The sequence below is a fragment of the Microcoleus sp. B5-D4 genome, from assembly GCF_036705145.1.
Classification (GTDB): domain Bacteria; phylum Cyanobacteriota; class Cyanobacteriia; order Cyanobacteriales; family Microcoleaceae; genus Microcoleus.
The window spans coordinates 39706-56019 of sequence record NZ_JAUBTV010000050.1; the positions used below are offsets into that span (position 1 = coordinate 39706).

The following is a 16314-nucleotide window of genomic DNA, read 5'->3' on the forward strand; positions in this document are numbered from 1 at the left end:
GCGGTTAAGAAATTACCTTTTTTAACCGCAGATAAAAGCAGATTTACACATTACACACCAACCGGAGCACCAACAACCTCACCTTTCAACATCCGAGAAGCAGCATCAAGCAATTGCTCCTCCAAATAAGGCTTAGTGAAATAGCCCTTCGCGCCCAAACTGTAAGCCATTTGGCGGTGTCTGTCAGCACCGCGAGAAGTTAGCATCGCGATCGGCAATTCACACAAAACCGCATCCTTCTGCATCCGAGAAAGTAGTTCCAAACCGTCCATTCTCGGCATTTCAATATCGCAGAAAACGATATCGCAAGGCAGACCAGATTTCATCTTTTCCCAAGCTTCCTTACCGTCGCGAGCTTCTTCCACACGATAGCCAGACTTCTCGAAAGTAATAGACAATAGCGATCGCACCGTAATCGAGTCATCGACAATCAGCACAGTCGGCTCAGTCTTCTCGATTTCCGCCTCGGCAGCAGCCCGATCGCCCTCATCCCAAAGCGTACCGCCAGTGTCCTTCCGCAGCCTTCCCGTCGCCAAATCGATCAGCTCCAGAACATCCGCAATTGCCACGATCCGACCGTCTCCGAGCACCGTGGCCCCAGCAATCCCGATCGGCTTCGGCACCGGCCCTTCCAACGGCTTGATCACAATTTCCTGTTCCGTCGAAACCTGATCCACCTGCACCGCCAAGAAATTGCCAGCAGAGCGCAGCACGATCACCGAAATCATGTCATCGTCAGTATTAAACCCGTAAACACTGCCGCGACCCAAATGGCGGCTGTAAGCCAGCAAATCCCGCAGTGGCCGGAACGGCAAGCTTTGACCCCGCCACTCAATGCAAGGCAAACCATCGGCCCCCGTCGTCACCTGATCGCGAGGGACATCGATCATATCCTCGACCCCATCCATCGGGAAAGCAATGCGAGCTCGATCGCTAATGCAAGTCAGAGCCTTAGAAATGCTCAACACCAGAGGTAAACGGATGGTAAACACAGTCCCCTTGCCGAGCGTCGAATCAATCGTCACAGTTCCCCGAATTTCCTGCAACGAAGTCTGCACCACATTCATACCGACCCCCCGGCCGGCATACTCCGTCGCCTGTTCCTGAGTGCTGAAACCGGGCATAAACAGCAAATCGTAAACTTCCGAGCGAGACATCCTCTGAGCCTGAGCCGCCGTCAGCATACCCTGCTTAATCGCCTTCGCCTTCACCTTTTGCGGGTCAATTCCGGCCCCGTCATCAGAAACCGAAACCACGGTTTGGTTCCCTTGGTGGAAAGCGCGAATCGTAATCCTGCCGACAGCAGGCTTCCCAGCCGCCAGACGCACTTCCGGCGCTTCGATCCCGTGAGTAATCGCATTGTTCACCAAATGAGTCATCGGGTCATATAGCTGATCCACAATCATCTTGTCGATCAAAATCTCCTTACCCTCAACCTGCAACTGAGCCTGCTTCCCGCACTTAATCGCGATTTCCCGCACCGCCCGGAACAGCCTGTCCGTCGTCTCCGCAAACGGCTTCATCCGGGCGCGAGTCAAACCTTCTTGCAGTTGAGTCGTAACTTGTCGCAGTTGGCGAGTCACCTGATCCGCCTCATCCACCAAAAACTCAATGTCCGCAGCCGACTCCCGCACCCGCACGATCAGCTCAATAATCTCTTGAGCCAAACTGTGAAAAGGAGTAAACCTGTCCATTTCCTCTGGTCTCCAGGCACTTTCCCTTGTGTGGGCCGAATCCTCAGAGCGCCAGGCAGATCGGTGTCCCTGCCGGTTTGCCAACAAAGCAATCTCCAAAAGACTCCGCTCGTAGAAATCCTGAGTCCGCTGGCTCACATCGCTCAGCAGCGCCACCTGGTGCAGCAAATTGTCCAAAAACTGTCGCATCCGTTCTTGGTCTTGCTCCAAACTGTTGCGGTTTACCACCAGTTCCCCCATCAAATTGCTGAGGTTATCCAGTTGCTTGACCGGCACCCGCATCGTCTGGTCGCCGAACCCGCCCGCGCGGGCATTCCGCCTGGGTCTGTTGATCGCCGACGGCCCCATATTGCCTTCCCCTTGGCGGCCGCCGTCCTTGGGATCTTCGAGCAGTTTTTCTAAATCGCCGAATTCGTCGTCGCTCTCATCGGCAGCAGTGCGCGGAGCTTTACTAGCAGTTGTCGCCGGTAGCCCGTGAATTTCCGGCATAGTTGCGCTCTCGCTGAGGAGTTCTTCGAGATCCGAGAAAACTTCTGTATTTACCGGACTCTGATTTGTGCTTCCAGAAGCTGCTATGACAGCTCCTGCACCCCCTGCGATTAACAGAGCTTCTAAATCGTCAAAATTGCCTTCGGCATCCTCATCGCCTGATTCTGCCTCGGCAAAAAAGTCTGCCAGCGATCCCTCTTCCAACTCCGAGGAATCGGCCTCGGCCGAGTCGTCCTCAGCGTCCCAAAAGCCCGTCGTCAGTTCCGAAGTCACCAGAACCTCAGCATCGATCGAATCCAACAAATCATCAAAACCCTCCAACTCTGCGTTGTTGAGAGTAGCGCCGGTTTCCATCGCCGAGAGCAAGTCAGCATCGCCCTCCAACATACCATCGAGAGATTCTGCAGGCAGCGGCTCTAAATCCGCACTCAAAAAATCCGTTTCCAGGGCATCAAACAAATCATCTTCGCCCTCAGACTCCCCGGCGCCATCTATTTCGGCTCGATCGAACAAATCCGCACTCACCCCGCCTGCCAAATCCTCGGCAGGTTCGGCAGACAACTCCTTCACATCCACAGCCGCGCCGTCATCTGGCGCCGATCCAGCATCGCCCTGCAGCACCATGCTTTCCCCAAACATATCCTCCAAGAAATCGAAAGCTGCGCCCTCATCAGATTCGACATTTGAAATTTCCGACTCAGGACGATCGTCCGACACAGCCCGAAGTTCTACCCCTGCCGAATTTGTCAAGCCTTGGTCGGAAACAGCCACACCATTGTTCTCGAACAAACTCCCCAAGTCTCCCTCATCAACTCCCACATCCGCACTCAGCAATTCTGAATTCCCATCATTGGGCCAACCCCCACGGGCTTGCCCCGAAGCTTCTCCGTCATACTCGGTACCCGTAGGTACAGAACCGAATAGCTCAGCCAAATCTGCGGCTTCTCGGGAAGTACCCGCTCCTTGCCGCTCCCGCACAGTCTGTTCATCCTCAGAAATCGCACCCGAGGTCATATCCCCAAACAGCGCATCTAAATCCCTATCGTCCATATCCAGGTTGAGCGATTGCACAGACTCGTCTTCCAGGCCGAAAGCATCTTCTAGCCAGTTTTCATCCGCAGAGATATCTAAATCAGAATTTGATGTCATGTTAAGAACGTTGCCCATTTCCTCATTTTGTGGGATGCCTGCAGCTTGATCTCGATCGCCCCCATTCTCCCCACCTTCGTCTTCTGAAGAAAGGAAATTAGAAGTAATCCCCAACAGCTCGCTCAAATCCGAGTCCTCGCCCAGCTCAGAGAACAACTCGAAATCATCCATTTCAGGCAGAGCAAGCGCTTCTGCCTCCGCTGAATCATTATTGCCCCCCCCGGCTGCAGGCTCCTTCGATTCTCCGTCTAAAGCCTCAGACTTCAGGGAATACTCCGAAGAGACTGCCGGCCCACCTGTTGCCTCAGATAAGCCTAAATCGCCGAACAAGTTCTCGAAATCAGCATTGTCCGTACCACCAGCAGAAGTTTGGGCAGCCACTTCGTCCAACAGCGTACCGAGAGCATCTTCGTCCGCTTGTCCCCTGGCTGGGGCCACCGTGTCGTCTCGCCGCTCCAAACCGCCCCTACCGTTACCCGTTTTAAGCTGTTTGCGAGTTAACCGCTGGCTCGAACCCCCATTTTTCTGATCGGCAGCTACTGCCGAGCCCTCTGCCTCTTCTCCAAACAGCAAATCCTCCCCAAACAAACTCGTCAGGTCATCAATCGGAGGCTTCGTGTTCGTTTCGGAACTTTCCGCATCGTATTCGTCAAACAACAAATCAGTAAAATCGCCGGAATTGTCATCGTCTGACCCCAGCATTCCCGCCGATATCCCAGAAGACTGTGCATAGTCGAGGTCTTCTTCTTCTTCCCAAGCGCCGTCGAGATCCGGGGACTCGCCGTCAAACAAGTCAGCTAAAGTGTTGAGTTCTGCCGCGCCCACTTCCGGGCCGGTGCGGGTCGAGCCTCTAAAAGCACCCGTCTCTATATCCGATTCTGCGAAGGCGGCCTCGTCGAACTGGGCCGATCGAATGCCACTGTCATCGTTGCTGTCGCCACTGTCTAGTTGGTCGAACAGCTCGTCTATACTCAGCCCAGAAATATTCGGCAGCAACTTGTTCAATCCATCCGGGGCATCGCCCGAACCCACCAGATCCCAAGCCTCATCCTCAACAGAAACCACATTTTTCCCGGATTTACTTGGTTGAGCGAAGGCCAGCAAATCTTCAAAATCCGTTTCGGGAACCAGAACAGCAGGCTGCAGCGCCAGAAGTTTTGCGCTTGGTGCGATCGACGATTCTAGACCAGAAATTACCAGTTCTTGCGCTTGTTTGATGTCTCTTATGATTATTGCGGCTAAGGTACGGTAGGTATTGTCCGGGTTGGCGATCGCCTTGGATACAGCTTGGATCAATTCTATCCAGCAGGGCAGTTCAAATTCTTCCCCTGCCCTGAGCAAGTTCCGACAAATGTTCTTGAGTTGGCGCCTGCTTTCTGGCCCCTCCGGCTGTTTAAACTCTTGCAGGAGTTCCCGCATCCTCGCCGGCACGTCCGAGTCAAATACTAGCTGCAGCGCGCTGTCTTCTGTTGCTCTAACATCAGGTGCGTAAACTGACCGCGCATCTGGAAAACTCTTTGATGAGGCAAAGGCCCCGACGCCCACCCCCGCCATAACTGGTTCGGGTACTGGCATCGCGTAGCTCTCGTCTGCATGGTGTTCTCCGTGTCCAACGAGTCCCCCCAAGTGCCCGTTAAGTTCTTCAAATACTGGTTCTAATTCTCGAACCATCTGTTCTCCCAATTCCTCTGTCAGTCCAAAAGGCCCCGACAGTTGCTCTAACAGCCCTTGCAATGTGTCAAAAATTCGCAGAAAAAGGGACTCTAGCTGTTGGTCTACTTTAACGCTGCACTCTTTTAATACTTTAAAACTATCTTCTAGTCTGTGAGCTGTTTGCTGAATGCTGGTCAGCCCCAGCATTGCTGCTCCTCCTTTGACAGAGTGAGCGGCCCTAAATACTTCGTTGACCAGTTCTGGGTCTTCGATCGTGGTTTGCAGATTCAGCAAGCCTTGTTCGATCGTATTGAGGTGGTCTTTTGCCTCCTCAATAAAGTAGCCCATTATCCTCTGTTGTTGCTCCGGCAGCATAGTTTTATTCCTGATTTTAAGCGTTATTGTATTGGGTCTATGTTAGTAGTTCTAGAGAAGGTCTCTGTAGATCTCGCCCCTTGCCAAGAGAATAATCTGACTGCGAGATATGGCAAATGTTCTGGCTATTTTTCTTTTCGATATGCCCTCACTTAAAAGATAGCGAATCTCCCGCACCTGTTCGGGTTGGAGTTTGCGGTGGACAGATATCTTGCCGGGAACGAAAGGAAAGCGGTTTTTTTCTATAGCATCGCGGGAGTTATCGGCGGGGGTTCCTTCCCACAAATGGTCAGGATTGACACAACCGCGATCGTCGCAACTGTGACACGCAAAATAACCGGGTTTAACAGGTCTTCCCAGTCTGTGTTCCAGTACCAGTCTGTGAGCGTAGAAGCTTTGAGTTTTGCCCTTAATTTTAGTACCTTTAATGGCGTAACCATCACTTCTTTTAGCCAAGGTACAAATCATGCAGCCGTTCGGCTGTATTTCAGCGCGAATGCCTGGAATTACTTCTATGCCTCGCACTTGTTTTTGAGGTTTCGGCGCAGATGTACTTCCTACATCTTTAATTCGTCCTTTCTTAAACCTATCTTGAGAATTTTCCAGTCTAGAACCTTCCCATAAATGGTTTGGATTAATGCAGTTGCGGACATCACAAGTGTGGCAAGCAAAGTATTCCGGTCTAATCGGACGACCTAAGATATTTTCTAATACTAAACGGTGGACAGTAAACGTTTTCCATTCACCGTTAATGCGAAGTCTTTTATTGGCATAGCCACTGCTAGATTTGGTTAGGGTAGAGATAATACAGCCCGTCGGCTGAACTTCACCAAAGATGCCCGGTATTACCTCTACTATGTTATCGTCCATCTGTGCAACTCCTACTTTGTTTAGGTGTTGGATTGGCATCCCCGCAGCGGTTTCAAGACTGCGAGGTTGCTTTTTGTATGCCATTATGGCCACACTAATGTGATTGTAAATCAGCCCGCAAAAAAAGCATTAGACAATTGATTATTGTCTTTCTGCTGTTTCTACTCGGAATCTTTCCACCGATGTCAAAAGGTCGCGAGCAACGCCTACCAAATTTTGCAAAGCACCCGAAACTCGCTGCGCTTCTTGGGACGTTTCCTGAGCGGTCAGCTCTACTGCTTGCATCACACTGGCCACGGCGCGAGCTGTTTCGTTTTGCTCTACAGTGTCGGCAGTAATCGATCGCACTAACACGTCAATTCGGTTAGTTACTTGAATGATATCTTCAAGAGATCGCTTCGCCTGTTCTGCCAATCTTGTCCCCTCAATAACTTGCTGCGTCCCTTCTTCCATCGCCGTCATTACCGCGCCGGTTTCGCTTTGAATTTGCATCACGATCTGTTCGATTTCTTTCAAAGACTTAGCCGATCGGTCTGCCAATTGTCGCACCTCGTCTGCCACGATCGCGAAACCCCTGCCCGCTTCCCCAGCTCTCGCCGCCTCAATACTGGCGTTGAGGGCCAACAAATTCGTTCGGGAGGCGATCGTCGCAATTAAAGCCACAATCTTAGAAATTTCTTGAGAAGCTTCCGCCAACCTCTTGACTTTTCTCGTAGTTTCTGCTACGGTTTCTCGAATTTCCAAAATCCCCGCCACCGTCCGCTCCACAGCCTCGCCACCTTTCAGAGCCGTTGCCGCCGCCCCCCGGGCCACTTCTTCCGCCTCTCTAGCGCTCTCTGCGACCCGCTGAATCGCATCGGTGAGGACTTGTACCGAATTCAGCGTTGCCGCCAGTTCCTCAGCTTGCCGCAGCGCGTCGGAAGACAAATCGCCCGCAAACTTAGCACTATCTGTCGCGCCTTTGCTGACCTCCCGAGCCGCTTGCTTCACCTGATGGACAATTTCGCGCAGATTTTGAATTGTCAAGTTAAACGAGTCAGCCACAGCACCCAAAACGTCTGCGGTCACTTCTGCAGTCACCGTCAAGTCACCCCGAGCCGCTCCTTCCACGTCGTCTAGCAAGCGAATCACTTGGCGCTGCAAGTCTTCTTTTGCCTGTTCCTGCTCGTCAGACTTGCGCCTGGTATCGCTAATCGTGGTTTGGATGACCTTCGCCATGTGGTTGAATTTAGCAGCCATTTTGCCAAATTCATCTTCCGAGTAAACCGTAGCGCGAGCGTCCAAAGTTCCTTGAGATACCGCATCGAACTGAGCTTGCAAATTATCCGACGACTTGCGTACCTGCTTGGCGATCAACTGGCCGATGCCCCAAGAAGTTAAAAAGCTCGTAAAGCCTGCTGCTGCTGTCATTACCCAGCCTGTTTGGCGCAGGTAAACGATCGCCTCCGGTTTGTCTTGCCGCAGAGCTTGATAGGAGGCAATGTTGGTGACGAAAGCCACAGCTACCAGAGAAACCAGTCCCGCCCCGATTGCCGTGTACAACTGTTTTGTAAACAAAGGGGCATTTTCCAAGAAAGCCAGTCCCCCCTGTTCTACTGTTACCGAAGTATCGACCGCTTCTGTTTCGGTGGGAGAAAAACTCGACACAGACGCATCAGCCGGGCCGCTTATGCTAAATATTTCGTCATCCCGAATTGCTGAGCCATCGCTGTTATCAAAGTCCAGGCTGCTGCCAGTCGTTCCCATCATGCCGCTGGTCGAGTTGCCGAAATTGGTGTTATTTCTAGTCAAGATCGAACTGGTGGCATCTTCTGAGATGTCAAAGTCGGGCAAATTGCCCAAATCGTCAAACTCGTCAAATTCGTCTAAAAAGTCGCTGTGTTCTTGAGCGTTCCCAGCTTTGGACGACCAGGCGCTGTGGTTCTTGTCGGACGCCCCGAAAGCTGTTGCTTGTTCGTTTTCGTCGAAAGAGAAAGAATCGCTAAAAGCGTCGTCTTCAAAAGCATCTAACTCGAAGTTGTCTCGAGAGCTAAATGCCGGGGGTTCCGAGTCGCTGTAACCGTTGCTGTTGGCAGAGGGTGGATCGACTGAATTAAATTGTCCCCGGCTCGACCTTGACGAGTGAGAGTTGGGGACAGCACCTCCCATCAACAGCGTTTCGTCTTCCGCCAGCGAATAGTTTGACGAGTAGTCCGACCCGTTATTCGGCTGTTTGTTTTGAGGTCGAGAAGACCCGAAACCCGACGAGGGCATCGCCTCGGCAAAGGGGTCTTCCTCTTCGGCCCCTGGTGCGTTATGACCGTAATTTTGACCACTCTGGGGCGGGGATTGGTAGTCGTAGTCGGAGTTATCGTCGAATTCGTCTGGCAAATCGAGCTCCGCAAAAGGTTCGCCAAAATTGTCCGAGGGGCCGATGGGGGAGTCTAGTTGGTTCGAGTCGAAGGAATTCCCGATTTCTTTTGAGGCAAAACTTTGACCGTTGAGCATCTGAGTCGGAGCTTCTGAAAACGAATCTCCTGAGTAAGGTGCGCTTTTGGCAGACACTTTGCTGCTAGACAAGTCAGCACCATCAAACCCTCCATCATCTAAGGCGAAAGGGTCTCCAAAGTCCGAGTCGGCAAACTCGTCTATGTCTAGCGAGTCGGAGTTCTCAGCATAAGCTGCCATTCCGCCGCTGTCGCCACCAAAGGGGTTAGAATGTGAGGCTAAATCTGGGACTGAGCCTGCGCGATCGTCGTCTTCTGCTTCCCACCCCAAGCCACTCATGCCCAAGTCTGCCAAGTCCTCGTTTTCCAAGTCGTCTGGGGATTGACTTCTATAGGAAAGGGATGGGGAATTTCCTTGGAAAAGTCCCAAATCCGGGTCTTCTAACCCTTCATCGAGAGATAAGTCTGGGTAGAATTCTAATTCAGTTTCAGCAGACAAAGCCTCGAAATTTTCCGTTTGTAGTTCTCCAGATAAAAATTGGTCAGTGTAGGTAATTCCGCTGTGAGCGTGTTCCACCAAACTCTGGTCGTCACTCAGGCCTAGCACAACCGTGTACTGTTCCCGCGCCACCTCATACTGTTGCAGTCCGTAGCAGTAAATGTGTCCGCACAGCAAGCGAGCGCTGGGGTCTTCGGGAAAATCTTCTACTAATTGATAAACTAGGGCTGCGGCTTCTGAATAATTGCCATCCATGTAGGCCGCTTCTGCCCGTTGGTAGTCCTGCTGAAAGTTGGTACTTGTTGCCATTTGCCGCCCTCTTTGGATTTTAGATTTTAGATTTGAGATTTTTGATTTTTATCTTGAATTGAATGTTTAGATGCGCGCCTCAAGTCGTGTGACTGTTGATGGTTAGACCCCAATCGAAAATCGCAAATCGCAAATCTAAAATCGATTTCACGCTGCCCACCGCGCCGAGCGCAGAATTTTCACTTGATCTAGCAGTCGGAGCACTTTAGTCGCTTGTGCACCTAATATCCATTCTCCCCTCAGAAATGGAATCATGCCGTCTGGTGCATTGTTCTGAGAGTGCAGTTGCTCTACGTCGAGCCAGTCCATCCCCACAATTCGATCGACTGCCAGCCCCAAAATCGTGTCTTGGTCTTCCACAGCCACGATCGGGATTTCGGGTCTATCTGTGTTCAGAGGTGTTTGGTCTCCCAGAAATTGGCCGAGGTCTGCCACCCAAATCACTCGTCCTCTCATATTTAGCGTACCTAAAAGCAAAGAGGAAACGTTGGGGATCGGTGTCATGCGGTCTGGGGACGGGGATAGTACCTCTCTAATCCCTGTCGCTGGCAGTGCGAACTCGTTCCCCGAAGGAACGTAGAACCGCAGGTGCAGCTCGCCTTCGGGAGTTTCTAGTTCTTGGAATTCCGGAGCCGGATCTACGCCTAGTCCTGGTAATATAAAGTCTGGGCTACCGCTAATCATAATTCTGACACCTGCATTTCTAGCAAATTGTTGAGGTTTCCCGCCAAGAAGAACCGGATCGAAACTTCGATGGTCGAAACTTGACACAGCCAAGCTTGACACAGCCAAGGGGTGAATGGCGCGACGGCCGGAGGTGCTGGGCAATAAATTTGCTCCGTCAATAATTGACTGCCATCAATAAATTCGCGCGACTTTTGCTGGCAAATTAGCTCAAATCGACTACGAACAATTAATTTGAAACCCCTAAAGCTTCACTTTGTACTCCCACCGCCGTCTCAATTGGTAAAACTCTAGGTAATTTCTGCGATGAATGCTAAACCGATACTCGGATTAGCGAGGATTTGTTGACATGGCTGGTGTCGCGACAATCATCAACGGAGTCACTTAAGACTGAGAATTGGACTCTCTGACTTTGTACAGAAATACCTAGCCATAAGTAGCTCTGTACATCAGTTTTTCGGAGCGGCTACAAGTGGAGAACAAGTATATTATATTTGCACTTTGAGCGTGTTAGACCCACATGGGTCTAGAAATTGAACAGAGTTTTACCGACGCCCTTATGCCAGCGCGCGGATTAATACATTCTAGTTTATGGTGCGATCGCCAATAGTGCCCGCGAGCTTTCTCTTTGTGGCGGCCGAGACTTGATCTAACCGCAGGTACAAAAAAGCTCCCATCATGGCATCGGTGCGAAAGTTATTTTTCTTCTAATTGGTCTTCTAGCGATCGGTCTAATAATCTTTCTGAGAGATTGACCCGAGGGTAGCCCGGACCCACATATTTTTCTACCAGCATCAATAACTCGCTTTCACCAAAAGGTTTGGTGTAAAAGTCTGTAGCTCCCGCCATGCGGGCTTTAACGCGGTCGATAAATCCGTCGATGCCCGTCAGCATCACGATCGGCGTCTGCCGGAAAGCGCTAGAACTACGCAGCATAGCGCAAATTTCGTAGCCGTCGAGTTCCGGCATGGCGATATCACACAGAATTAAATCGGGTTTGAGTGGAAACACCAAACTCAATGCTTGGAGGGGATTGCCGATCGTAGTAGCTTCGTAACCGTGTTCATTTAAAATTGACTCGACTGTTTTGCGAATAGTATTGTCGTCGTCTATACAGACAACTCTGGGAACCTTGGTTTCTAGGGACGACCATTCTTTTTTGTTGTTGGTGGGGGCCACAGAGGGTTCGTAAAATACTTGCACCAATCCCTGCTGCACAAATGGATAAATCGCCTTAGCGACAGTGAGCACGTCTCGGTTGAGGTAGCGCGCCATTTGGCGGATGGAAGTGTGCCCGTCGGCCCAGCGTCTGAGAGTATTAAAGGTATTGACAGGCAGTGCGACTCGCAGCTCGGAGGGGTCGGAAATCACCGGGCATTGGTTGGGCGACTGAATGTGAGGGTGAAACTGCTTCCACTGCTGCACCTGTTTGACAATCTTTGCCAGCAGGGAGCTAATTTCTAAGCTGGTCAGTTGAGGAGCCAAAGCTGGGCCCATTTCAAAAGTGAAGGAACCCTGGTGGAGACTGAGCAAGTCAAATAGGGTTTCGTGGATCATGCTCTGGATGATGTTGCGCCCTTGAGCTGGGGTGAGGATGTGGTTTTCGAGCAGGGCCCATAGGTAGCCGTATTCTGGGGCATTGGTAGATGCCATATAGGGAACTTGGATTTTGTCGAGGGCGGTATCTGCTTTGTAGCGGCGCAGGTAGTCGCGCAAGCGAAACAAACTGCCCGCACTCTGGGTAGCGTAAATAATCTGACCGTTGAAGCAGAAGACATACCAGGATTGTCCTGCAAGGGAGCGCGGGGTAGGTTGAGTACCCGTGCTGCTGCCGGTGGAGGTGTAGGCCTCTACGAACAGTTCTCCGGTTCGCTGACCTAACTCAATCAATTGCAGGATGCTGCGGATGTCTATTTCACTCAAATTTCCCTGCATGCAGCTAAAGTATCCTCCTTAAAACCGTTGGCGCCTGAGATCGGAAAGACTGTGTGCTGGCGAAAAGATTAACTTTAGTTTCCGTCAATAATTTACGCGCTGATGCTGATCTCACTATTGGGAATTGACGAAAGGGCGATACTTGCTGCCTAAGTCGGCCGCGCTACCAGTCCACAAGCTGAAACCGCGAAACTCGCGGCATTCTCTAAGTGTAGAGTTTCACCTTGTATTCCCACGGCGTTGCCTAAACTCGTAGAATCCACATTGCACGGTTGCACGGGATCGCGCGAGTGTGCAAGGCTGGCATTCCCGACTGGTTCAAGTCTTCGATCGCCAAAGTTTTGAAGTTTTTGGCTGAGTATGCCGTCAGTTTCTCCAGCACATCTTGGCGTAGGTCAACTTCAAAATACCGAGGATTCTCTGGTTTTACCGCTGCTACCAGCAGCAAGTGCCGATCGATCCCCTATGGGAACTTGAGGCTAGTCTGTTGGGTTAGATGAGTTGCGATCGAGGTTTTTTTTGGGTTTGCCACAGCCCTAAAATCAGGTGCAGTCAAAATGAACCTTTGTTGGTAATTGTCAGGAAAACCCTCAGTGCCGATCGACCTTTTTGCTCGCCCTCCGCGAGCGTCATAGGCTCGCGTCATTACCCTATTCTAAGGCAGCGCGGTTCAAATCCCTAGTCCGCCGGAGGATGGCGTCCGCTTGGGGGCAGCGATGGCTTTTCTGACGATCGAGCCGCAACTAAAGCCTGGTACAATCAATAGAAAGTTTTTGACGGACTGACCTTTTTCACCTTTGGCTTATGGCAGTCCCCGCAGTGAGAGCTAGTCTTGAATCAAGCGGCATTGGTACTGCTCTCTCATTCCTCCAGACAACTGGTGGCGGCCGTACTTTCTGGAAGTTCTCCCGTGAGAACGTGCTATGCGTGAGTGCTGAAGAAAAGTTAGAAAAAAATGCTATCCCCCGATTGGGCAAACGACACCAAAAAGTAAGACTTTGTTGGCAAAAAGTTATCCTTACTTGTCTATACTTGTTTACTTTAGGTAAGTTGACTAAAGATCGCACACAATGTTATCTTTAGTAAAGAACCTTTGGCTTAAGGGGGATAGCCTACTTATGTTGGGATTAGCCGTCTACCCAACAGCGTAGGAAGTAAACACCACTTATCTTTTAGGCCTTTAAGTAACTTAAAGTAAGTTGGGATAGGTTTTACGAAGCAGAGGACTATTAGTGTGCTGTATCTAGCGGAAGTACAAAAACAGAGAAGCGGCTTTGGTCTCGGTGGCGGTAAGGCTGAACTGAAACTGCTAGCTTGTCAGCGGGGCGAACATAACTGGAGCGCCGTACCAGGTGATGACGCGATCCCAGTTGAGGAAGCTAATAAGTTTAACGACGGCACGTTGGTGCTGGTTGAGTTGAGCGCTAGCAAGCAAGTGCAGCGGATTCAGGAGGCGGCCCGCCAGTTGGTGAGCATTCTGCAAAATTTCTCGCGATTGCAGGACAAGTTTAAGGATAAGGAAGAGGAAATTGAACAGTGGAAGGCTTCTCTGACGTTTTCGAGTCAGGAACTCAATCGCCGGGAAATGGAAATGCAAGCCCGCGAAGAGCAGTTGGCTCAAATGGAAGAGGAGTTGGAGCGACTGGAGGCTCAGCGCTCAGAAATTGAAAATACTCGAGATGAAGCTAACCGACTGCGAGAAGAAGTCGATCGCAGCCGCGTGGAAATGGAGACGGCTTGGGAACAGTTGCGGGGCGAGCAGCAACGGGTGGCCCAGCAGCAGTCTGAGGTTCCCCAGGGGGCAGTAGTTGATGAGCAGCAGACGCAGAGGATTCAGGAGTTGATGCAGAAGCTGGGAGGGGCAATTGCTTCGGCCCAAGGGGTGCGGGAACAAATGAATCAGTCTCTTGGTGCCGTGGGCGCTCAACAGGCAATTCTGGATCAGCACTGGCAGCAGTTGGAGCAAAAACAGAGCATAGCTCAACAGCAACAAGAAGAGGTCGATCGACAAAATCAGAGCCTCCAAAACCGCTGGCAAGAGTGGTACCAATCTCAAGATGCTTTGGCCGGGGCTCGGGCGGAGCTTAAAGGGCAGCAAAGTACCCTCAGCGCTAAGCAGGACCAGGCTCAGTCAGTGTCTTTGCAGGTGCGGGCTGTTGAGGATCTTTACCAGCAAGTTTCCAGGCTCGCATCTGCTTCGGGTACTGCGGGTACGGAGCAAAAAGTAGATGTGTCAGCTTTGGAGAAGATGCCTGTTGATGAGTTACAGGGGCTGGTGCAACACCTGCAACACGATTTGGAAAAGGTGTTCCGGTTTGTTAACGATCAAGAGGAGGAGTTGACTCTGCAGCGGGAGACAATCGAGGAGCTGCAAGGGAAAATTCAAGCGGCTTCCGAGTACGATCGCATGGCTTTGGAAAATGAAATGGCAGATGAACTCGAAAGTTATCAGATGTTAAACGAAACTCTGGTGGGACAGCGCCTCCGGTTGCAGGAACGGGAAGATGTTTTAAAGCAGCATCAGGCGGTGCTGTGGCGACGGCTGGGTACTGCTAATGCTTCAAAACAAGAGCGAGGAGATATTGATTTGGGGCCGATTGTCGCACAGCTCAATACTCAGCGGCAGCAGCAAAGCCAAGAATTGCAAAGACTGGAAAACGAAATTCAGCAGGTGCGGGAAGCTATATCCCAAATTGAGGCAAATGTCAACCGCCAAAATGGGGAAAGTGAGGCGAAACGCTACGAACTCAAGCAGTTAGAGCAGAATTTGTTCAACCAGAAAGGTGCAGTGGCGCAACTCTGGGGCCGGGTGAATGTTTATCAAGAAATGTTGCAACCGGTGCAGGACAATTTGAATGGGCTACGCCAAAAGCTCGAAGCGGCGGCGGGGGAACTCGACCGCGTGCAGCAGACAGGAGAGGAGCAAGATCGGGTAGTTTCCGATTTGCGACAAGTCCTTTCGGGTTTGATAAAAGCTTAAAATTTAAGATCTAAAATTATCGAAGGGTGTTCGACTCGACCGATCGCTCCTCCAGGAAATGGATCGGTTTGCGATCGGTTGGGCGCTACGATTAAGCTGGTTAGTTTTTCTACGCTTTCAAAACTCGGCGCCGAGGGCAATATTTGTTGCAGTAGTTGCCGCATTGCCCGTCGCTGCAATGCCAGGGGTGCTTCCCGCAAAATCGGGCGATTTAACCTGACGGGAAGTTGAAAATTCATCGGCGGGCTGTCTGCAATTGGAGACATGGCTCGCTGTAGCAAGTCGCTGGCTGCAAGTTCGAGATATTCTACGTCGGCGCGGAGAAGTTCGGCTGTTTGGGCTAGGGCTTGTTGGGCTTTTGGGTTGAAATGAGTTTCCAAATAAGGCAATAATTCCGATCGAATCCGGTTGCGAGTATATTGCAAGTCTTGATTTGTGGAATCTTCCCAAATTGGTAGTTTTTGCTCTTGACAAAATTGACCTGTTTGCGATCGAGTTATTTCGAGCAAAGGACGAACTAAATAGATTTTAGATTTTAGATTTTGGATTATCGATTGGGAATTTTCATCCTGATTTTCCAATCTAAAATCGCCAGATATTTGGGAGTTGGAATTTTCGCCGGAATTCCCCACTCGATAATCGAAAATCGGCAATCGAAAATCGAGCAGGGGGCGTGTCCAGGTGAGCGCAGAAAGTCCATCGGCGCCACTGCCACGAATCAGGTTGTAGAGGAGTGTTTCGGCGCGATCGCTGGCTGTGTGGCCTGTAACAATGTAGGGGTAGTTGTGGGCGATCGCAATTTCGGTTAAAGTTTGATATCGCCACTTTCTGGCGGCTGCTTCTGTTTTGGAAATTTCCGAGGCTGTTTCCAAATAGTAGGATATTCCCCAGTTTTTAGCTAATTGTTCTACATGATTGGCCGAGGCTTCCGAGTCAGAACGCCAACGATGATCGCAGTGAACAATCGCTAGGTTCCACCCCCATTTTGGCTGCAAATCTAGCAGTAATTTAATTAAACACAGAGAATCTTGTCCGCCGGATACTGCTACTAGCAATCGCTGATTTGATGGCAATATTTGTCGGTACAGCAGCGTCCTGTGTACTTGAGCGTGCAGGTGCGTCCAATTGGAAGATTCAGCCATGAGAGCAGTTTTTTATTAAGCAAAAATCAGGAAGTTAGGATCGCGAATTAAATAACTTACAATTTTAATTGTTATTGTGGGATGGGCGTCCCGCCCGTCCAAAAAGGAC

Annotated in this window: 8 protein-coding genes; 1 reads left to right on the forward strand and 7 read right to left on the reverse strand. The window is 50.8% G+C overall.

Going from position 1 to position 16314, the window contains the following annotated elements; all coding sequences use genetic code 11:
* Positions 1–50: 50 nt before the first annotated feature.
* From QUB10_RS21505 to QUB10_RS21530, 6 genes are all read right to left on the reverse strand, one after another.
* The gene (locus tag QUB10_RS21505) at positions 51–5360 is read right to left on the reverse strand and encodes a response regulator (RefSeq protein ID WP_333205329.1); all 5310 of its coding nucleotides are present in this window, start codon (positions 5358–5360) and stop codon (positions 51–53) included.
* Positions 5361–5411: 51 nt separating this feature from the next.
* The gene (locus QUB10_RS21510) at positions 5412–6314 is read right to left on the reverse strand and encodes an HNH endonuclease (protein WP_333205330.1); all 903 of its coding nucleotides are present in this window, start codon (positions 6312–6314) and stop codon (positions 5412–5414) included.
* Positions 6315–6371: 57 nt separating this feature from the next.
* Positions 6372–9464, reverse strand: a complete 3093-nt coding sequence (locus tag QUB10_RS21515) for a methyl-accepting chemotaxis protein (protein WP_333205331.1) — start codon at positions 9462–9464, stop codon at positions 6372–6374.
* Between the two features lie 147 nt (positions 9465–9611).
* Complete coding sequence (locus tag QUB10_RS21520) at positions 9612–10145, reverse strand: chemotaxis protein CheW (RefSeq protein WP_333205336.1); 534 nt, start codon at positions 10143–10145, stop codon at positions 9612–9614.
* 699 nt (positions 10146–10844) lie between these two features.
* Entirely contained in the window at positions 10845–12083 is a 1239-nt protein-coding gene (locus tag QUB10_RS21525) for a response regulator (RefSeq protein ID WP_333205332.1), read from the reverse strand.
* Between the two features lie 244 nt (positions 12084–12327).
* Positions 12328–12531: a hypothetical protein gene (locus tag QUB10_RS21530; RefSeq protein ID WP_333205333.1), complete on the reverse strand. Its 204-nt coding sequence runs from the start codon at positions 12529–12531 to the stop codon at positions 12328–12330.
* 786 nt (positions 12532–13317) lie between these two features.
* On the opposite strand from QUB10_RS21530, the gene hmpF reads away from it, so the two are divergent.
* Positions 13318–15063 (forward strand): pilus motility taxis protein HmpF, encoded by a 1746-nt coding sequence (hmpF, locus tag QUB10_RS21535; RefSeq protein WP_333205334.1) that lies wholly within the window; start codon positions 13318–13320, stop codon positions 15061–15063.
* Here hmpF and tilS read toward each other — a convergent pair.
* On the reverse strand, positions 15060–16205 hold the full coding sequence (tilS, locus tag QUB10_RS21540; protein ID WP_333205335.1) for a tRNA lysidine(34) synthetase TilS: 1146 nt from the start codon (positions 16203–16205) through the stop codon (positions 15060–15062). The two genes, hmpF and tilS, sit on opposite strands and share 4 nt — an antisense overlap.
* Positions 16206–16314 lie beyond the last annotated feature (109 nt).